Annotated in this window: 17 protein-coding genes; 13 read left to right on the top strand and 4 right to left on the bottom strand. The window is 48.4% G+C overall.

Annotated features, from left to right (window positions below):
- Genes E0496_RS00275 through E0496_RS00255 form a run of 5 tightly spaced genes read left to right on the top strand, consistent with a single transcriptional unit; the run spans position 1 to position 8743 of the window.
- Positions 1-2403: a transcription initiation factor TFIID gene (locus tag E0496_RS00275; RefSeq protein ID WP_141499641.1), complete on the top strand. Its 2403-nt coding sequence runs from the start codon at positions 1-3 to the stop codon at positions 2401-2403.
- A gap of 59 nt (positions 2404-2462) precedes the next feature.
- Positions 2463-3749 (top strand): vWA domain-containing protein, encoded by a 1287-nt coding sequence (locus E0496_RS00270; protein WP_175597989.1) that lies wholly within the window; start codon positions 2463-2465, stop codon positions 3747-3749.
- Positions 3750-3771: 22 nt separating this feature from the next.
- The gene (locus E0496_RS00265; RefSeq protein ID WP_141499640.1) at positions 3772-4407 is read left to right on the top strand and encodes a beta-mannanase; all 636 of its coding nucleotides are present in this window, start codon (positions 3772-3774) and stop codon (positions 4405-4407) included.
- A gap of 14 nt (positions 4408-4421) precedes the next feature.
- Positions 4422-5681 (top strand): TRAFAC clade GTPase domain-containing protein, encoded by a 1260-nt coding sequence (locus E0496_RS00260; protein ID WP_141499639.1) that lies wholly within the window; start codon positions 4422-4424, stop codon positions 5679-5681.
- Positions 5682-5692: 11 nt separating this feature from the next.
- On the top strand, positions 5693-8743 hold the full coding sequence (locus E0496_RS00255) for a GAP1-N2 domain-containing protein (RefSeq protein WP_206669681.1): 3051 nt from the start codon (positions 5693-5695) through the stop codon (positions 8741-8743).
- Between the two features lie 135 nt (positions 8744-8878).
- Here E0496_RS00255 and E0496_RS00250 read toward each other — a convergent pair whose 3' ends face one another.
- Positions 8879-9397, bottom strand: a complete 519-nt coding sequence (locus tag E0496_RS00250; protein WP_141499637.1) for a DinB family protein — start codon at positions 9395-9397, stop codon at positions 8879-8881.
- Between the two features lie 353 nt (positions 9398-9750).
- Between E0496_RS00250 and E0496_RS00245 the strand changes: the two genes are divergently transcribed.
- From E0496_RS00245 to E0496_RS35460, 3 genes are all read left to right on the top strand, one after another.
- Positions 9751-10308 (top strand): hypothetical protein, encoded by a 558-nt coding sequence (locus tag E0496_RS00245; protein WP_141499636.1) that lies wholly within the window; start codon positions 9751-9753, stop codon positions 10306-10308.
- Positions 10309-10499: 191 nt separating this feature from the next.
- Entirely contained in the window at positions 10500-10676 is a 177-nt protein-coding gene (locus E0496_RS37050; protein ID WP_338325806.1) for an NUDIX hydrolase, read from the top strand.
- Positions 10669-10812, top strand: a complete 144-nt coding sequence (locus tag E0496_RS35460) for a hypothetical protein (RefSeq protein ID WP_161601264.1) — start codon at positions 10669-10671, stop codon at positions 10810-10812. Before E0496_RS37050 ends, E0496_RS35460 begins: the two co-directional genes overlap by 8 nt.
- Positions 10813-11186: 374 nt before the next feature.
- Here E0496_RS35460 and E0496_RS00235 read toward each other — a convergent pair whose 3' ends face one another.
- The 3 genes from E0496_RS00235 to E0496_RS00225 are packed head-to-tail and all read right to left on the bottom strand — an operon-like array spanning position 11187 to position 14260.
- Complete coding sequence (locus E0496_RS00235; RefSeq protein WP_141499635.1) at positions 11187-12335, bottom strand: DHHW family protein; 1149 nt, start codon at positions 12333-12335, stop codon at positions 11187-11189.
- Between the two features lie 21 nt (positions 12336-12356).
- Positions 12357-13733 (bottom strand): MBOAT family O-acyltransferase, encoded by a 1377-nt coding sequence (locus E0496_RS00230; protein ID WP_141499634.1) that lies wholly within the window; start codon positions 13731-13733, stop codon positions 12357-12359.
- A gap of 5 nt (positions 13734-13738) precedes the next feature.
- Complete coding sequence (locus E0496_RS00225) at positions 13739-14260, bottom strand: DUF4358 domain-containing protein (RefSeq protein WP_141499633.1); 522 nt, start codon at positions 14258-14260, stop codon at positions 13739-13741.
- Between the two features lie 202 nt (positions 14261-14462).
- Here E0496_RS00225 and E0496_RS00220 point away from each other — a divergent pair, with 202 nt between their 5' ends.
- The 5 genes from E0496_RS00220 to E0496_RS00200 all read left to right on the top strand — a co-directional run bounded on the left by E0496_RS00220 (position 14463) and on the right by E0496_RS00200 (position 21082).
- Entirely contained in the window at positions 14463-14606 is a 144-nt protein-coding gene (locus E0496_RS00220) for a GGDEF domain-containing protein (protein ID WP_241674479.1), read from the top strand.
- 523 nt (positions 14607-15129) lie between these two features.
- Positions 15130-16914, top strand: a complete 1785-nt coding sequence (locus E0496_RS00215) for a sensor histidine kinase (protein ID WP_141499631.1) — start codon at positions 15130-15132, stop codon at positions 16912-16914.
- A gap of 17 nt (positions 16915-16931) precedes the next feature.
- Positions 16932-18521, top strand: coding sequence for a response regulator (locus E0496_RS00210; RefSeq protein WP_141499630.1), 1590 nt, complete (start codon positions 16932-16934; stop codon positions 18519-18521).
- A gap of 191 nt (positions 18522-18712) precedes the next feature.
- Positions 18713-20065 (top strand): ABC transporter substrate-binding protein, encoded by a 1353-nt coding sequence (locus E0496_RS00205; RefSeq protein WP_141499629.1) that lies wholly within the window; start codon positions 18713-18715, stop codon positions 20063-20065.
- A 135-nt stretch (positions 20066-20200) separates the two neighbouring features.
- On the top strand, positions 20201-21082 hold the full coding sequence (locus E0496_RS00200) for a carbohydrate ABC transporter permease (protein ID WP_141499628.1): 882 nt from the start codon (positions 20201-20203) through the stop codon (positions 21080-21082).
- Positions 21083-21084: the final 2 nt, after the last annotated feature.

Raw genomic sequence — 21084 nt, 5'->3', positions numbered from 1 at the left:
ATGAGAGCCTTGTTGGATCGATTCGCCAGCGATTATTCGGCCGCTGAACAGAAGCTAAGCGGTCTAGAGGATGATCAGAGCAGCATTCATTATCCTACGGTGTTCTTGTTTATCGGCGATGAGACGGGAGACGCCATCGAGCCGATGATCCGGTCAAACCAACAGAAATGGGACAACAACGCCGGAGTCATCTATTTTCATGTGTTTTCTGGGAGCGGCAGGCAGTCGGCAGCCACTTCCGGTGATGGGCATATGGGCCAATCGGCGGCCAAAGTCATTCGAGTGGCGCTTAACGGAGTTGCGGACGGGCCGGAAGACAACCGTACAAAGCGCAGAGCGATTGGGGAGGCCTTCCACAAGGAAGGGCGGCATTTGGCTGAGCTTAACCGCGCGCTGCGGCAGGTCAGTGATACCATTGCGGATTACGGGAGGCTTTACGCCTCCTTTGACCGGCTGCACCTTGCGGTCATTACGAGGGTGGATGATCCGCTAACCGTATTGGTCCCGGAAATATCGCTGCTTGCGCAATCGATCTTCCAGCAGCTGTTCAAGTCGGTACAAATGGATTTGTATGGCTTGATCCATGAACGGGAGCAATCGGAGACATTTGGTTATGCGAGTGCGGCGGGCATCAGCTTTCTCCGCGAGCTGGAAGGCATGCAGCGGCCCGATTATTCGTATTCCGCGCGGCTTCAGGTGACGGGAGACGGCTTGTCGATTCCTGTGAATCACCATTCGTCTTCGTTATTCGATCTTGTTTATCTGCTGTCTGATCGCGACGAGCGCGGCATGACGACGCTCAATGGGATGCTGGATAACTATGAAATCATTTGCCATGTACTCCTGCTCAAAAACAGAAGAAGGAAGGAAGCGCAGGTTCAGTCAAGTGAAGCCAGCTACAACAATTCTTCCTTCAAGAACAGCCTGATGTCCGAGTCCGGCCGGCAGGGCTTCGTCTCAGCGGGGCTTGCCAAGGTGAAGCGTCCCAGCTATTCCATTGCCTTGACCGTGTTGTATCACTTCTTCAAGCAATTGTCAGAGCGGCTGAAGCATGAACCCGAGCTAGGCAGCAAGGAAAAGCTTGCCTTTTTCGGGCTGGATGCGGGAGCCATAGAGACTCGTACGACGGACATGGTTCCTGGCGAGGAGCTGCTAGCTGATATGGCTGGGCTCCTGACAAGCGGCATCCGGTATGAGGAATTGCGACGCCTTACGCTGCGCGAGGCTGAAGACGCTTTGTACGGCGACAGCAGCGCGGCGTTCTTTCATAAGCATTTTACGGGCGCGGCCGAAGAGCGGCTGCATGAAGTAAAAGCTGCGCTGGAGCTTCGGAGAACCGTAAGCCGGAACTTAAGGGAGCAAGCAGGTATCAGCTTCTATCAGGTTGCGGAGTGGAGCGACGAGAAGAACGAGACCGGCAGCATACCGGCAGCTTTACGCGCCCGTATGCGCGACTTGGTGAGAGAAATCGATCTGGCCCAGGAAGAGTTGGAGCGGACCCGCGAACTGCGGGTCGATGACTTGAAGATCAAGCGGCTGCCATTTATGGACAAACAAAATTTACGCGCGCTAACAAGAGCTTTGTTCGATACGGTATATCGGATGAAGTGGCAGCTGCTGCGACTTGAAACCGAGCTTGCCTTGTACAGGAAATTCATCGGCGAGCTGGAGCAGCTGCACGGCGAGTATCAAGTTCGCGTCGCTCAAATGGCCGGGCTTGAAGCGGAGCTCAAAGAAACGGCGCTGCAGAGCATTCGGATGGCGGATGACTATATCGGGCAGAACATTTTCGATTATTACGATCGAATAACGGAAAATGCCATGAAGGATTTCGAAGAGAAGCGAGGCAAAGGCGCATTCTTTGAGGAACGGTTGATAGGCAGCATAGAAGAGCTTCTGGCGCTAGGAGGTCAGGCATTCGCTGAGCGTTTGGCGGACGTATGCCGCAAGCATATTTTGACGGCGGAGCCTTTCGCCCAGACCTTCGAGGAGGAGCTGCTGCAGCGGGCAAACGTATCGGTTGCTTACACCAACCGGAAGGCTTTGTCGCGGGATGAGCTGTTTGAGAAGCTCTACCGGATGCTGGAGGACCACGCGGCGATTCATATCCGGCTGCTTGATTACACTCATGAGCATCGTTATGAGGAAAAATATTTGTTCGGTGACCGTGGCAGCGAGTTTATCCGTTATGCGCTTGGCGTTGATGATACCTCGCGCATCTACAAGCTGGGCTGCGTGCACGAGAAGCGCAGAAGCGGGGTCGAGAAGCTGAACCTGATGGGCGGCTTTCATTTGGAAGACCTCATGTATTACCGGAACGGCAAGGTCTATTACGAAACCTATTTGCAGAACGGGTATGAATTCCATGCGCTTGATTCGTCCCTTCTGCCTGAGCTTCGCTGACCGATTTACGTGAATCATCAGTGCGGTCTACTAGCAAGTGCGGAAAGGATGCTTACATCATGCAACGAAAAATAAACCTGCTCCTCCTATTGTTCAGCCTGATCGGCGGCGCAATCGGATTTGCGATCGGCGAGGTTATTCTAGGCTCGCTGCTCGAGACTTGGCCGCGTTTTGCCGTGGTAGGCCTCTACTTCGGTGTTCTTGCTTTGTGCATAGGCGTATTTTGCCTAATTGCTGAGCTAATAGCGCCTCGTCTGAACGGAAATTCATGGAGACAGCGCTACACGGATTTATCGTGGAAACTGCTTGTGCCGTCGACGCTTGTGCTGCTGTTTATTGTAGGCGGATTGCTTCAGCTGCTGTACGGGCTGCATTTAGGCGGAGCCAAGCAAGTGAAGGACATTGTACTCGTAATCGATAATTCGGGAAGCATGCTCGAGACTGATCCTGATAACGAGCGCTACACGGCCGCTAAGCAGTTGATAGACAATATGGACGGCGACAAGCGTGTAGCGATTGTCATGTTCAGCAACACGGCGGAATTGCTCCAGCCTTTTGTCAATGTAAGCTCGCAGGAGAAGAAGAACGAGATCCATGCAGCTATCGATGCCATAGAGCCGACGGACGGAGGCACAGACTTCAGACTTGCGCTGTCGGAGGCGATGAAGACGATACAGGGTGAAACGGGCTTCGCACGAGGTACAATGGTTATTCTGCTCTCGGACGGCTTTAGCGAATCGAGCATTAACCAACAAATCGAGGATTATAAAGAGCAGCAAATTGTCATTAACACCGTAGGGCTTAGCGTGGTCGATACGAGAGGCTCAGCCTTGCTGCAGCAAATCGCGGACGCTACGGGAGGCAGCTATTACGACGTGACCGAAGCAAACGGCGTGTCACTCGTTTTCCAAAACATTTACAAAAAGCTTGATAACCGGACACTCTTAACGGAGCGTAAAGGCACGCTGGAAGACAGTACGCTCTACATGCTGCTGCGTATTCTGGCCTTTGCTCTCATTGGCTTAGCAATCGGGGTATCGCTCGGGCTGGTGTTTGATAACCGTTTTCTGGCGCTTAGCTTTGGCGCAGGCGGAATTGTAGGCGGCATAGCTGCCGGTTATATTTTGGATTATGGCTTGTCGGGGCATGACTTTACCGACGGGTTCTGGCGCTTTATCGCTGCCCTTGTGCTGGCGGCCGTTATAGGGCTGTTTACGCTGATTGTTCCGATTAGGGAGAACAGCGGCACGAAATCACGCGGAGGCGGAAGAAAAGGCAGCGGCTCGGCGCTTCCCTCCGCGGGCATGGGCGGACGGTCGAAGGATAGCCGCAGCCATGGTTTTTAACTGATTCAGGAGGCGGATAGACATGCGTTTTATCGAAGCGGGGAAGGATACTCCGGTGATCAGCGGGCTGACCCGGATGATGGAGGAGGACCGCTGCACGCTGCGCTGGACCTGGCCGCGGGAGATCGAGGCGGTTTATATCGGGAAAGCGCCTGCTGAGCAGGCGGACTCCTTTGCCGGGGACATCGGAAACGCGAAGCTGTATACGCGGGCGGAATATAAGGCAAACAATGGTTACCACAGCCGGATTGAAGGCATTGGCCGTTATGTATTTACGGTCTATGCCTGTCTGGAGGGCAGCGGGGGCCCGCAGCTCGTTCTTCAGCAGGAAGACAATAATCGGATCGAAATCAGTGCCGGAAAGGCTAAAATATATTATTCCGTAACGGAGAAGAGCGGTTTCTTCAGAAAGTTCAAAACGGTTCAAATTCAGGTAACGACGGAGGTTCCGGTAGCGAAGGATGTGCTGTGCTACGTGAAGAAGCAGGGCGGGTATCCTTCGAATAAAGAGGATGGGATGCTGTATCCGTTCGTTGCCCCTTTTGCGGCAGGAAGAAACGTGCTGCCGGCCATCGAAGTAGGCAAGCAGGATTATATCCGCTTATTCTTTATCGACGGACGGTCACAAGGGCAAATGTATGATTTAATTTCAGAATAAAGGAGGAAGATCGCATGGGCATTTTCGATCTTTTTAAGAAAAAGCCGGAAGCCAAGCAGCGGCCGTTGTTTTATGACATCGTCTGTCCCTATTGCTTCAGCAAATTTACGCCAGACGAGGCTGTGTTTCGCGCCACCCATTCCCGCGAGGACGATGAGGACTACGCGCTCGGGGAAGACGAGGCGCTGAACAAGTACCGTGAGCGCTTTGGCCTAGACTCTGTGCATGACATGGAAGCGGTGCTCTATCCGGTTGACGTGCCGGAGGAATACCGCGTGTACTCGGATCACGTGCTGATTGGGCTGCATGACCGGTATGGCGAGCTGACGCGCAGAAGGCTTTGCCCGAAATGCCACAATGAGCTTCCGGTAACGGCAGGCAAGGCGCCAAGCAATATCATTTCAATTATTGGCGCATCTCAGGTTGGCAAATCAGTGTACATGACTGCCTTGATCCATACGCTTCAGAACACGACGGCGGATCATTTCGATGCGGCCTGCATGCCGCTGAACGCGGAGATCAGCCGCAAGTTCCGCACCTATTATGAGGAGCCCTTATTCGAGCGTGGCGACCTGCTTGCTTCTACTCAGAAGGAGAAAATGCAGGAGCCGTTTATTTTCCAATTTGTCTTTAAGGATGAGACCAAGCCGCCGCTTACGCTCGTATTCTTCGATGTGGCGGGCGAGGGCATGGTAGAACAGGATTACCTTGGCCTGCACGGACAGCATATCAAAAACTCGGCAGGCATTCTGCTAATGGTTGATCCGCTGCAGATCCGCTCGATTCGCGAGAAGATCAGAATGAACCTCGGCGATAAGCCTGGCGAGTGGGTTTCCCAATATGATGAGCCGCGCGATGTCGTGCTGACGATGTTCGGCGATTTCATCGCCTATCAGGAAAATAACAAAACGGATATCCCGACGGCCGTCGTGCTGACGAAGAGCGATATGCTTCATTCCCTTAAAGACGAAGATGGAGAATACATCAAATCGAATAGCAATATTTTTAACAATATGGTGCACCGCAATTATTTCAACCTGACCGAGTTTGAAAATATTGATGGCGAAATTCGCCGATTTATCGAAAAGGTCGATCGCCCGTTCAAGGGGACGATGGACGTTTATTTCAAGGATACGGCTTATTATGCGGTATCAGCCCTTGGCAGTAACCCCGTGGATCAGAAGCTGCAAACCGTCGTGAGCCCGATTCGTGTGGACGAGCCGTTCGTGTGGCTGCTCTACAAGCTGAACTATATTGAGGGGAGAAGAGAATAGTGCGCGATTCCATGCCCCGTAGTATGATTCAGCAGCAGATGTACGCACGGGAGAGACGCGGTATTTTCAGATCCACGGAAGGTTATGACACAGTTGCGAAGTCGAGCGGGCTGGAGCCGGCATATATCAAAAAAGTGCTTCATCCGTTCTGCGTTTACGATGCTCCAACGGAGCTTGCGACGCGCGGCGAGAAAGACGGCAGCGCCTACCCAGAGACGATGCACTTGCTTCATCTCGACAATGGCGATATTCTCCTTGGGCGCAGCGTGTACAAGGCGGTGGATTTCACAGGACTGCGCAGCGCGTTCTTTACGCATAACTACTTGATACCTGCGGGGCATGAGGACGAATCTGCCGACCGGTATGAAAGCTGGCTGCGAGCCTCCTTCGACGATCAATATGATATTGAGAACGGGACGGAGCTTGCCGAACTGGCGAGCTTGCCGACTCATAGGGCGTCTGCGATCAAACCAACCTACCGCTCGACATTAGCGCTCCTGAATATTGGAGAGATTCCATTTAAGCAGCTGCTGTATGCGGTGATGACAGCCGTTGGCGGAGGCAAGAAGAAGATCTACGTCTCGCTTGATGTTCCAATTGTACAGCTGCCGGAGAAAGCGATGCAATTGCTGAATGTGATTTATGCGAGTCTGCCTTACGCTTACCGGAAACAGCTTGGCTTCATTACGTATGCGAAGGAGCCGCAAAGCAGGAAAGGCGTGCATCTCACCTTTGTTGAACAAGGGAGCCTTCGCGCTAGCGACCGGAGCATCGAGAAGGATTATACGTTTGATTTTGCGAGCGGCAGGATTACGAATGTGGATCTGGATGGGGCGGATCAGCCGTATTTGGATTTTGCATGGGACAATTTAGAGCGTCCATCGCGAGCGGACGGCTTTTACCCATTCGCTGAGCTGATGTTAGCAGACATGGGAGTGGAGAGGAAAGTCGCTGCTGCAAGCTATCATGAGCTTTGCGTCATCTATCAGATCGAGGAAGGCAACGAGTCACTGTATGAAGCGCATAAAAGCGTGGTGCTGCGCGGCTTGCTCGACTACTTGCAGCCTTCCGGCGCGCTGAATGCCAAGATTCGTCTGTCGGATGTGCTTCTTTCCCGCTTCGATTATGAGTTTGACCGCGTGCGGCAAGGTCAGGTGCCGGATGCGTTCATCGTCGATGTGTTTAAGGAATATTACCGGATTGACGGTAAATATTTTGAGGGCAAGCTGGTCTCTTTCTTTCTCTCAGCCCTTAACAACGCAAGCAGGCTCAGTGACCAAGCAGCAGTAGAGGCATTATATGACGGGGTAGAAAGCAATGCTGACTTCAGCTATGCGTTCTTCCGGATGTTGATTGCGGATTCGAGGTTGATGGGGAGCTTGTTTATCTCCTATTTGGAGAGAAAACTTCAAATCTTGTCAGGAGCAGGCAGCGTACTTCAATTGATTGAGCATTGGGGAAGTGCGTATCCGAAGCTGTTTGACTATGAATCGTTTCAAGCACTAGCTCGCCAACAGCTTGCGTCAAAACTGGAGCGTGAGCGGTATTCGCTGCCAGCGGTTAATACGGTACTCGAACAGCTGCGCAGAATTGAAGGAGAGTCACGAGCCGGAGCAGCGAAGCAGCACTCATTGGAAGGAGCAGCGGAGTTCTATCAGGAGCTGGAGCTAGCGCTTTATCGGAAGATGCTTGCTGAGATGAATCTCGATCAATTGACTAAAGAGCATCTCTTGTCAGCCCGTTTCTTCACCCATAAGGAGCAGCTGCAGCGCTGGAACGGCAAGCTGCAGGACCCTCGTGAAAGGACGGCCGCGCTGAAGCTATTGGCTTTATATGAATGGTTTGCGCAGCCGGAGCCGTCGGAACGATTATTTAATCGGCTGTCACCGGCGGAAATCGATGATGTTCAACAGGCAGGGAGACGGCTGCTCGAGGAACAATTGGAGGAAGGAGCATGGCCGCGCCTAGTGTTGGCGTTTTTGAGCAGCTCCGATACGGAAGTTGTGGACTATACCGCGCTGCTCGATTATTTGCATCGAAATGCTGCGAATAAGGAAACCGTGTACCGCTTCTTCCAATGGTCTGAGAAGCAGCCGGAATTCATGCGCCCGAGGGGCTTTGTGCCAGCGTATATTACCGCAATCGTCGCCTATTTCACCAAATATGACCGTGATGCGTTTAAGAAGCGCGCGAATTGGAAGCAGCATTTTGATAAGGGAGGCCCTGCGCTTCAAGCGGTATACAAGCAGGCGGGGCGGGAGCTTTCTTCGAAAGCCCGATTTCCCTTTCGGAATGGCAAAGCGGCGGTAATCAGCTCCATTGCGTTGCTGGGGATTATTATGGTCGTGGCCGGCCTCTTGTGGTCCAATTCGGACAAAGGCGGCAGCGGAAACGAAGGAGCGGGGCTGCCTGAGATCCAGCCTTCGGATGAAACGGAAATTCCGGGTGCGGATGTGGTTGTATTCGCGGAACAAAATCCGGCTGTTGAAGGAGCGGAAGCAACAACCTCCCTGGTATTCTTATTTAAGAACGCGGCAGCATGCGCTGACTTTAAGCCTACTGTTTTAAGCATCGCGGCCCCGGGGGCAGAGGCGGTTGAATACAAAGAGTTTGGTCTGGTGGCTAATTGCAGCACCGATACGGCGAGCCCAACTGCTCCCGCTGGAGATGGAACGGCTGCCGACGGTACCGTATTGCCTACCGTTTCAACCACAGCAACGGGGACGGTTGAGCCAGCGGGAACCATCGTACCGATGGATTCAGAAGAGCAGGCAGGGAAGCCGTCTGCATCACCGCCGCCTGAGGATCAGCCAACTGTTACGCCTGTCATAGGTTCGCAGACCGATGATACAAACGTTGGAGAGACGGAAAGACCAACTGATGCTGCTGGTTCAGAATCAGACCCTACGGCTTCAGCTCCTGAGGGATCTGTTGATGAGCAAGCGTATGCTAGCCGAGTGGAGGTCAGCCTGGGCAAGAAGGTTGATATTCCGGCTGATAGCTTGATCCGCGTTGGGGAGACTGAATACAAACTGACCGCATTGCAGGTTGTAGCTGAATAAAGGAAATAAAGGAATCGACTAACCCTAATACAAAGAAACAGCGGCAGCCATGGACGAAAAATCCTAGCTGCCGCTGTTTTATTGAACCATAATATTCTGATTCGTATGTACACATTTCGCGTTCTCTATGTTTCTTTAGCTCTCCTTATACCACTTTCTAAGCTGATTAATTTGAGCCTGATGATAGCGGCTATGGTCAGCCATATGCCATAGTCCCCAGCGTATGGTTGCTTGCTTTTCATTTTCATGTCCAAAAGTGACAATTTTATCTAGGCCAGCATCCGTTAACCGTGTACAGGTATCCTTCAACATTTCTATTACATCAATATAAGGAGACATCAGTGTGTACCAAGACTTCCCTTGGACCATCGGAAGCCTATTATTTGGATCTATCATGGGTCCGAATTGCTCTTCTAAATAATGAGGAAGCGGCTCTCCCTTCATTCTATAAAGCCAATTAAGATCAACATACATAATATGCTTTATTAACTGAGCAGTACTATTAAAGCTGTTATTTGGACCCTTGTAGTCTACTTCTTCTTGCGACATGCCTTCAGTAATAAATTGTAGTCGTTGGCTATTTTCTTTAACAGTGGAATACAATATTCCTACAATAGGCTCCATATTTTCTTCACCTTGCAAATCGTAAAGCATTCTAGGTTTTCCTCCTTTTAATATCCAGTTAATATGCTAATATTCCAGATGCAAAGTCCGGTTTTTTTTACGATAAGTAAATCGTTTCTTAATCTCTTGAGCGAATTTATGCATTTAGACTTCCTCATATTGTAAACCATATCGTTTTGTCAGTCATTCTAAGGCATCAATTGATTAAGTGTGTTTAATACATAGCAGGAGGGTCATTTTCCCCCATAGGGTATCCGTTTTTTGAAATTATGGTATTTATTACTGCTATATTGCCCCAAAATGGCAATTTCGATCTGAAACGCGCAACTATTTCCTATTATCGCCGTCTAAATGCTAGGCGGAAATAAGAGGAGGGCATTCTTTTGAAACGATTATACGCCATTTTATTCGCGATGCTGCTTGTCACTGCCGGCTGCGAAACCAATTCAAACTTAAACATACAATCCGTTACGGATCAACATATAGAAACAACTAAGGCCCCAAACAAAATGCCGAAGGACATGCCCAGCACATTTAATTTCATGGTTCGCTTTGGCATCGGGACGGTCAACAAAAACGAGATTAACACGTTTCAAGGAACGGTTACAAAGGATTTGATTGAGAATGGGACAGCATCAGCTAAAATTAAGTTTACGAAAGAAGAGTTAAGCAGCATATACATGAAAATGAGAGACATCAACATCATGGCCATACAGGAGTTTTCGCCAGCTGTGAGCGGATGCGAACGTGTACCTTTTAGCGAAGACATGTGGGAAATTAACGTTAATGGAGAAACGAATACCTTTACGTGGACGGACAAATATTGCAATTTGACGGATGAGGCTGAGCAGGTACTGGAGCTGCGGAAATTTATCCAAGATATCGTAGAGGAAAAGCCGGAATATATCAAGCTTCCTGAAGCGGAGGGCGGCTATCAATAACCAAAAGTACAGCGTAGATACGCGGGTGTTACCTATCATCAGGATGGTTAGAAATCATTGAGAGGATGGCTCAACTATGGGATATATCCAAGAGCTTAGAAAACTCGTTGGTTCAAGGCCGCTTATTATGGCAGGAGCCTGTATTTTGCTGTGCGACGGAAGATCTTTGCTCTTGCAGCGGAGGTCAAATAATGGGCTGTGTGGAATTTGAAGGGACGCTAGCCGAGGATGGCGTAGAGGTTCAGGAATTGCGTTTCTTTGACTTTGACGATCTGCCAAGCGAGCTCAGCCCGCCTGATAAACCGGTTATAGCTCGTTTTCTTGATCATGTAAAAGCTTCAGGAAATGATCCATTAAGGGGTGAATAAGCTGGGGATTTTAATTATCATTTTATTAGTGTTCATTATTGTGCTGCTGCTTCGTATTAACTCCAAGCTGCCGGGACGCGATTTGGCCAAAGAGGCTATAGAGCGTTACGAGGCGAAAAAGAAACAGAATCGCTAAGCCGACAGTAGGCGACAGTAAGAATTGGCAAACAGCAGGCAGGAGTTAACAGGAATAGTAAACGGGTAGATGAAGAAATAATGTATTGAGTCATTCGTAATGATTTCTCTTCTACTACGCATGGTTCGCAGTGTGATTTGAATGTTGCGATGGCTAATGGTGTCTCCTTGCTCGCACCAGCGGTCAAACCACAATAAGGCAACTGCATAGCTTGGCGAACAGTTATAACATGAGGTGAAAGCCTCCTTCCATTTTTAAACTCCATTTCATTTCAAGCGCTGATTTTGGTGATGAGCCGAAATTCCATTTAAAACAAATTAAGAAAACCGATGATATAAAAAAACTAAATTACAGGTGAAGACCAAAGACCAAGATTAATACTTCAGCTTCAATAGATTCCGCTCGGTCATGAAGGTTGTGGTGTTAAAGAGCAGTAGTACGTCTTTGATCCCGTTTTGCTCCATGTATTCGCTGATGCTGCCGTTGTAGTAGCGAATATCGATGACGTGGATATCCTTTACGTGCTGCGTAAGGAAAGGCAAAAAGCTGTGCGCGTAGGAATCCTTGATGACCAGCAGCTTATCCAGATCGGTTTTCTCTGCGGGCAGCTCGCTGTGAAGCGTCATTAGGGCATGAACGCCGCCGAGAAAGTACGAGTATTTGTCTTTTTTGGCTAAGTAGCTCTCATCGTACATGCTTTCGTAAGTTTGATCAGTATCCGCGACATACATCTCCGTTGCCAGCTTATTTTTGGCCTTGTAGGCTTGAATCGAATCGGGTTTTAAACCGCTGAACTGGCTGCGTGTATGGTAGCTGCCCAGAAACGTATTTGTTACGGTCTCGATGTCGAAGTCCGTCTCGGCTGCAGGAGTCCATCCCATCTGCTCAACGTAAGCGGCATAAGCGAGATAAGCGCCATACGTGGTCCAATGATGATCGGTTTTGTAATAAACGGGATTGGAGCTGCTAGCAGCTGCATTTAAGATATCAAAGCCGTCCATAAAAGAAAGACTGCTATGCAACTGCTCACCGATAAAGCTATTTACCTCCGTTTGCGGATAAGCCTCTGCGAGCCAAGGTAAACGTTCAGGGTATAAGCCAATGGAGGTCGGCGCTAGCAAAAAAGATATTTTCGTATCCAAATGATTGAGGGTGAATTTCTCTACTGCGGCTGTGTATTCTTCAAGCTCGGTATAGTTAGGCTCGTTAAATTTCTCGAACAAATAGCCGTCCGACCCTTTGTATATGCCGTTATTCTCCTGCTGCAGGCGCAGCTGCTCCAGCAATGACTTCGTCGCAACCCACTCATTGCGGAAGGGGAAATGGTCGGTGACATAGCTTTCCGATTCATAGGAAAAGGTCTTAGACCAGAGATTGTCCCAAGTTAGCTTCGGCACTTTCTGAAGCGTGCGGTTCTCTACGACGGAGAATACCTGCATGGGCAGCGTAAAAAACAATAGCGGCATGGCAAGCAGAATGCTGACGAAACCCCATACAAAAACGCGGTCCGTTTTCTTGTTCACCTCCATCAGCCTCCTTCACATTTAAAAACGGAAATATAAAAATGGGTTGAACGTTGCGTCAACCAAATAAGCGACCGACATCAAGAACAGCGCCGCATGCCAGCCAAGCTGAACGGCCGGCCACAAGCCGTAGTCTTTTTTTCGCTTCGGCATAGACGCCACAACGAGCAATGCGATTAAGATGGCATTCGTGTATAACAGGTATAACGATTCTTGATTCCACAATGAGTTAGCCCCGAACATGGCAGCAAAATAAGCCCCCATTGCGGGCAGCTCGTCAAAGGCGAAAAATACCCAGCCGATTAGAATAAGCAGCAGCGCGTAAAGATGCCTTACGCTGGCTGGCATCCGCTCAAGCCAGCGCAAGCCGAGCCATTTCTCGAACACCAGAATGACCCCGAAATACAATCCCCAAAGCAGGAAGTTCCAACTTGCTCCATGCCAAATGCCGGTCAACAGCCAAACGATCATAATGTTACGGAGCTGCTTCCACGGTCCTTTGCGGTTGCCTCCAAGCGGAATGTACACATAATCGCGGAACCACGTACTAAGCGAAATATGCCACCGCCGCCAAAAATCGGTGATGCTTTGTGCCGTATAGGGGCGGTTAAAGTTCTCGTTAAAACGAAAACCAAACATTAAGCCGAGACCGATGGCCATATCGGAATAGCCGCTGAAATCAAAATAGATTTGAAAGGCAAAAGCGATAATGCCCAGCCAAGCGGTCAAGGCAGGCAGTGAATCGATACTGGAGCTGGAAATCGTATGCCAGAGCAAGCCGATGTTGTTGGCCAGCAGCACTTTTTTTGCGAGTCCAATAATGAATCTGCGCACGCCCTCTGCAAACAGCTCCGTGCTGACGGTGCGGTGGCGCAGTTGTTCCGCAATCGTCGAATATTGAACGATCGGCCCGGCAACCAGCTGCGGGAACAAGGCAACAAAGGTCGCGAAGTCAAGCCAATTGCGCTGTGCTTTGGCGGTTCCTCTGTAAATATCAATAATGTAGGACATGGACTGAAACGTATAAAAAGAAATGCCGATGGGCAATGCAAGCTCGGTTAATGGGATTTGCGTGCCGAGCAGTCCATTCACGTTTTGAATAAGGAAATCAGCGTATTTAAAATAGCCGAGCAGCGTTAAGTTAACGGCAATAGAGGCGACAACGATCCATTTCCGCTGCAGGCTGCTGCGCTTCGAATTGCTAAGCAGCAATCCGAAGCCGTAGTCCGTAACCGTGGAAAGCAGCATGATCGCGATATACACGGGCTCGCCCCAAGCATAAAAAATGAGGCTTGTCACGAATAAGACGAGGTTTTTCAGTCTCCACGGGGATACGAAATAAAGCAGCAGCACAGCAGGCAGAAAGAGAAAAAGAAAAAGAAGGCTGCTGAATACCATACTCGTTATTTTTGCTCGAAGTAGGAGTTGAATTCAGTTACAAACTGGTCAGCATTTTCGGAAATAACAAAAAATACGTAATTGCCTTTGGTTACGAGCTTGTAGTTTTTGGCATTCTCATACTGGTCTTGCAGATACGTTTCAAACGTTTTTTGAATATCCTCTGCACGCTTCTTAATGCCAGCCTCAACGGAAGTGATATCCTTGGCATCCTTGACTTTGAAAATAGCGACTTCGTTTGTCTTGACGTTCATCATCGGTGACATAATCGTATACTCCTCAAGCAATGCGGGGTCGAAGTAATACATTTGCTTAACCATGTCGCCTGTCATTTCGATTAACGAAGGCTGCTCAATTTTGGCAAGCATGCCGTCAACCATCTCTTTGGTCGTCTTCGAGGTTGTAAATTGGTTTTCTTTATTGGCGGATGTATTGGAATTGGTATCGGAATTTTTGGACCCAGAGCATGCGGTCAGAACGAGCCCCAGTGCAATCACGAGCATAAAAGCAAAATAACTTTTTTTCAATGTAATCAATCTCCTCGGTGTTTATTATTTTGTTTTTCAAAAGGTAAAAACGGAAATTGACCCGTTAATGTTGCAGTTTATATTATTATGGTAAAAAATAACGATAGTAATGCATCAGCTATTCCCTCGTTTTTACATAGGTAATTAGGAGCTTAACGAGCGCTGCATGATCGAAGGCCATGAGGTGCTGATCGGATGCAGTATTGGCGGTGCCGTCTGGCCAGACCATGACAGAGATATTTTGGCGGTGGTCAAGCTTGCTGACGAAGCGCTATACGCCTCCAAAAACAACGGGAAAAATAGAGCTATTTTTATAATGAGATCAAAGATTCGATGTAAGCAATGAAATAAGGATTGTGAAAATCTCAAGACAAGAGCACCGTCCTGTCTTGAGAATTTTTTTTAGTTAAATAAGTAAAAAAATGAAGCTTGGTTAACCTGCTCTGATTTATAATTATCAGGATATAAGCGAGCTGAAACTAGCTGCTGCAGCTATGATTGCAAAGTTTGCGTGCCCGTGCAGCGATCTAAACGTCATAATTGAAATATGGGACGTACTTCTGATGGATGTGTGATCAGTTACTCTTCATATTTGACCATGCGCGGCAGCGGAGTTGTTCGTTAAGGTTTGCGATTTAGATGGAATTTTTTTTGCTAAAATATATTTGGTTTCAGCAGATTTGAGCGAAACTAGGAAAACTGGGGTGAAAAGTAACCAATTAATAAAGATTTTTAACATGAAGTTTGCTTCACCTTTGCGTTCGTTCGATACGTTCTATTTATTTTGATTGATTAACCGCTTACAGGGCTTTATATTATTTAGTAAACATAGTAAAAATACTAATCTGCTTAAGGGGCGTCAGGTGAACATGGTTAAGCAGTTTAAACGATTCGAATGGTTTCGGAATTTGTTAATCCGTAACAAAATCACGTTAGTTTATGTTCCGCTCATTATCGTCCCGCTTTTTGTACTCAGCTTCGCGTCCCATCATATTTATACGAACGCCATTGTTGAGAAAACAGTCAAAAACGCATCGGATAATTCCTCGCTTATTATTACTCAAATTAATGGGATTTTGACGAACGCGATAAGCTCAGCCAATATGCTGACGCTGAATTTAAATAAGGTGCTCGTAGAAGAACAGACGAGGGGACAGGTGTCGGAGCTGCAGCAATATACGAAGATTACGAATCAGCTCAGCTTTGCGCTGGTCGTCTTCCGTGATGTGGAATCGGCTGCTTTTATCGATCAGGAAAACCGAATATATGGCTCGAACCTTTCAATGGAAAGCGAAGCAGAGTTAGCGGCCAGCAGCGCGATGCTGCAGCGGCTGAGGCAATCCAACGGAGCTAATTTATGGTTTCCGATGGAGCGAAGAGATTATTTGGTCACGGACAAAGCGGAGCCCGTTCTTACGCTTGGCAAACGGATCGTCAATATTAACACGGGAGCGCCGCTTGGCTATATTATTTTGAACATACGTGAGAGCGCTTTATCCGCAGTGTATAGAGATATCGGCTCGATTAAGGAAGGGTCCTATTTTATAGCAGACGGAGAAGGACGGATCGTCTCCTCGCAAAATAAGGACGCGGTTTTGCAGCAGATTGAAGAACCGAGCCTGCGGAGCTGGGTTGTGGAAAGCGAGGAGCAAACAGCTGTCCATACGACAGAGCAAGGCAAGATGCTCTTGATTAGCACAGCGATCCCTAGTTTGAACGGACGGCTGATTTCGATGGCGCCTTATGCTTTGCTGACGGAGGATACAGGGAAAATTACGATTTTGATTATATTAATCGGGCTTGTTTGTTTTGTTTTTGCCTTAATCGGGGCACGGCTTCTATCCAATGTCATAGCGAAGCCGATTGTTCATTTGTCTCGGCATATGAAGAAGATAAAGGAAGGAAATTTGGATCAGCAGCTTGAGGTGAGCTCAGGGGATGAAATGGGTCTGCTTGCTTCAGGCTTCAATACGATGATGGGGCGTATCAAAGAGCTGCTTGTGAATATAAACGCTGAGCAAAGGAAGAAGCGCGAGTACGAGCTGGCGCTTATGCAGGCACAGATTAAACCGCATTTCCTATACAACACTTTGGATGTGATCTACACCTTATCCGAGATGGGACGGACGAGGGATGTGCAGCGAACGACAAAGGCTCTGGCTGATTTCTACCGCGTGGCGCTTAGCCAAGGCAAAGACCAAATTAGGCTGGAGGATGAAATTCGCAGCGTGATGGATTATTTATCGATTCAGCGGATTCGGTATTCCGATGTGTTTGATTTTGAGATAAATGTGGGTCCGGATGTGTTGAATTGTACCATCCCGAAGCTGACGATTCAGCCGCTCGTCGAAAATGCGATTTACCACGGCTTAAAGAACAAACCGAGCTTCGGCCAGCTTACAATCGAAGCAAGACGTGAGGAGCAGAAGGTTATTTTGACCGTAAGGGATGACGGAGCTGGCATAACAGAGGAACGTCTTCTTCGGATCAAGGGGAGTTTAAACGATTCAAGTCAGCAGGTTGGCTACGGCATATGCAGCGTGAATGAACGAATCAAATTGTATTTCGGAGAACAGTATGGCTTGCTCATCGATAGCGAGAGTGGGCGTGGCTCCGTGGTAACTGTGGAGCTTCCATATCAGACGAGCGAGTAAAGGGGACGAGGGAATAGATGCAAAAAGTAATGATCGTGGATGACGAGCTTATTTTTCGTGATTATCTGAGGACGGTGCTGGAGTGGGAGACGCTTGGCTTCACGATCAGCAAGGAAGCAAGGAATGGAGTCGAAGCGCTGGAGCTCATTCATGAAGACTGCCCTGATATTGCCTTAATTGATATTACGATGCCGTTTATGGATGGGCTGGAGCTGTCGGAGAAACTCAAAGAGCAATATCCTGAGGTGAGCATCGTGCTCATTACGGGCCATAACGAATTTGAATATGCCCGCAAGGCGCTCAAGCTCGGTGTCGAGGACTATATTCTGAAGCCCTTCTCTAAAGATGAACTGCTGTTGACACTGGTCAAGCTGCGTCAGCAATATCAGAAGGCACAGGAGGACAAGCTGACGCTGCGAGAAAATACGGAGCTAATGAAGGAGAGTTTTCTTGGCCAATTGATTAGCCGTGAATATGCTCTTTCTGAGGAAGAAACGATCAGACGGCTTCAGCAGCTCGGCATTCAAGCAGAACCAGGATTTTATGTAATTGCATGCGTGGAGATTGATCATATGGACCGGAAGTGGGGCAAGGCAAGCGATCGGCTGCTTATGAAGTATGCAGTGACGAATGTCCTGAATGAAGCGATGGAAGAGAGCGGCAACCATTTGATCTTTAACGGTCCGGAAGGGCGTATTCTTTGTTTGGTTCGGCATCAGGGCGAGCAGGGGGATGAGTTGCCTTCACTGGAAGGCTACAAGAAGCTTTGTTTTCTCATTAAAAAATATTTGAAATTTACGATCACGGTAGGCGTTGGACGAAGCAAGGAGGGGATCAAGGGGGTTCACGCCTCCTATGGTGAAGCGCTCGAAGCGCTGCAAAACAAATTTGTGCTTGGGCATGACCGTGTGATTGCCTATGGGGAGCAGCTGCCAAACAGCGTCAATGAGCCTTTTTATCCTACCGAGGCTAATGAAGAGCTGCTTGTCCTGCTTCGGCTGAACAGCTGGGAGCAGCTCGAGCGAAAGCTGGATGATTTATTTCAAACGGTACGCGAGCGGCGGCTGTCGATTGATTATATTTACGTCATATGTATGGGGCTTATATCGGTGAACCTCTCCTACTTCGAAGAGTCGGGTCATCCGATCGCAGATTGCTTTGGGGAGCAGTTTTATCCGTATAACGAGATTCGTAAATTCGAGTCGGCAGAGCTGACGTTTGATTGGATCAAGGAGCTGTTTCACAAAGCGGTGGTTTATAACAGCAAGCATCGCAACACCCGCTCATCCAAAATAGCCAAGTCGGCGAAGGCGTATATCGAGCAGAATTATGCTGACCCGAGCCTGCAACTCGAGCAGATTGCGCAGCATGTCTTTATTAATGCGAGCTATTTGCGCGCGGTATTCAAGAAAGAAATCGGCATTACGGTCAGCGATTATTTAACCCAATACCGGATGCAGCAGGCTAAGGAGCTGCTGGGCCGCAACACGGTGCGGTTAACGGATATAGCGGAGAAGGTCGGTTATAATGACTCAGGGTATTTTAGCAAAAGCTTTAAAAAATTTTATGGATATTCGCCCAGCGAATACGAGAAGAGCCGCCAATAGCGGCTCTTTATTGCTTGAAAACTGCGGATTTTACCAAAAGCACGCAGTTTATTCATTATCTTAAGCAGCGGAATTCTTTATACTCGGAAATGTAAAGAAACACAGAACGAGCAAGCAAAGGCTTTTAGTGAGACTGTACAAAAAGCGTGCAAAAGTGGTGTTTGCCAGACTAAATTTTAGGGGGAAAAGCAATGAAAAAGATGGCTATTTTTATCATGAGTCTTTGTTTGGTTTTCGTGGCTGCTTGCGGCTCCGGGGGCAATAATGAGGCGGCTAACAACAAAGCGACCGATGAAGGAAATAAAGAGACGGCGACGAATGCCGCACCGGAAGAGACGAAAGCGGAGGAAGCCAAGCCGGTTAAGCTCCGTATTTATGCACAGTATGCGGATGACGATACGAAGCTTCCTTATGATTATGCAGTAGCAGAATTAAAGAAGGAAATGCCAAATGTGGAGCTGGAGCTGGAAGTGCAGGCGCAGGATGATGGCCAAAAGCTAAAAACTTACGCGGCAACAGGCAACCTTCCTGATATTTTCCAAGCGGGTCTGGATATCATTACGACGTTTAAAAAATCCGGCAATATTTTAGAGTTGGATTCCTACGTAGATGAGCTGGGCTTCAGAGACAAAATGTATCCGAGCACGATGAACACGCTGGTGGCAGATGATGGCCACACGTATGCTTTCCCCTATGCCGGAAATGAATTTGTATTGCTTTATTACAATAAAGAGCTGTTTGAACAAAATAACGTGAAGGTGCCAACGACCTACGACGAGCTGATGACGGCTGTCAAAGCGTTTAATGCAGCAGGCATTACGCCGATGTCTTTATTCGCCAAAGAAAAATGGCCAACAGTTGCCTTGTTCGATATGTTCGTGACCAGAAATGAGCCGCAAGGCATCTTGAAGCTCGATAAAGGCGAGGCAAGTGCAAGCGACCCTGCTTATAAAGAAGCAGCTGACAAAATCATTGAGCTTGTTAAAGCAGGCATGCTGCCGAAGGGCGCAACGAATCTAAACTATGATCAAGCAGCAGCACTTTTCCACCAAGGCAAGGCAGCCATGTTCCTGAATGGTCAATGGGAAATCGCAGAATCAACGAAGCAGCTTGGCGAGAAAGCCGGCTGGATGTACTTCCCGGGCAAAGATGCGGCGAACTACGAAGCTAGCAAATATGCGTTCAGCGGCGGCGGCGGTCCTGGCGGCTATGCGGTAAACCCGGATACGAAGGATAAAGATGTGGCAGCGAAGGTTGCGGCATTCCTATCCCTGAAATATGCCGAGTACAAATATACAGAGCGCGGCAATCCGCTTGTATCGACGAAGGTTGATAAAGCGATCGTTACGGAATATCCGCCAATGATGAAGCAGTTGTCCGATGACATTGCAAAGATTACAAGCACAACTTCGTTTGCATGGGGCTTATCGGATGCGAAGTTCAAAGCAGCGATCGAGGATGCATCGCAAAGCTTGATGACTGGCGCATACAGCTCGGAGCAGTTCATTGAAGATGTAAACAAAGCCATTCCGGCGGCAAAATAAACAACGGCTGCGGAATGTGGAATAGCGGTTAAGCGGGATAGAACTCACTCCAATTTGGGCATGGGGTGGGTTCTAGCTCTCTCTAGCCAAAGGACTGCGTCCAATCCAAGTCAGACTAGCAGAGGAAGTGATGGAATGAACAAATTTCTAGGAAACAAAACAGCAATTCTATTGTTTATATTGCCGGCTCTTCTTCTGTACACCGTCATGGTGTTTTACCCGATTGTACAAACCTTTTTCCGCAGCATGTACGAATGGGATGGACTCTCGGAAGGCACTTTTATTTGGTTCGACAATTATACGAGGTTGTTCCAAGACAGCTTGTTCTTCACTTCAGTCAAAAATGGCCTTATCTTCGCTGTCATTATTACGGTAACGCAAATTGGTATCGGTTCAATTCTCGCATTCGCTGTTGCAGATGCTAAATTCAAGGGTCGTAAACTATTGCGCATCAGCTTTTTCATACCAGTGGTTCTTTCAATCACGGTTGTATGTCAGTTGTGGCTATCGATTTATAACGGTGAGTATGGACTGATTAATAAGATTTTTGAAATGATTGGACTTGAATATAAGCAGGATTGGCTATCCAGCAGCAAGTCGGCGATTGTTGCGATTGCATTCGTCAACGCTTGGCAGTATATGGGCTATCATTTTGCCTTGCTGCTTGCAGGAGTGAAGTCTGTCCCTGAACAATATATGGAGGCTGCCCGCATCGACGGCGCAACCAAGTTGCAAGCCATATTGAAAATCAACATTCCGATGATGGCGGAAACCTATAAGTTTTGTCTCGTGTTTGCGATTACGGGCGGGCTTAACGCTTTTGCCAATATGTACATTATGACTAGCGGCGGTCCAGGAACATCGACGTATACGCTCACTTATCTCATGTATCGTTCGGCTTTCCGCGTAGGAGAGTTTGGTTACGGCAGTGCCGCGGCAGCGATTCTCGTCATCGAATGTCTCATTGCGACGCTGATTATTAACCGGCTGATTGCCAGGGAACGAATTTCTTACTAGAG

The organism is Paenibacillus luteus, assembly GCF_006542765.1.
GTDB classification, from domain to species: Bacteria; Bacillota; Bacilli; order Paenibacillales; family Paenibacillaceae; genus Pristimantibacillus; species Pristimantibacillus luteus.
This window is presented reverse-complemented; position numbering and strand designations above follow the sequence as displayed.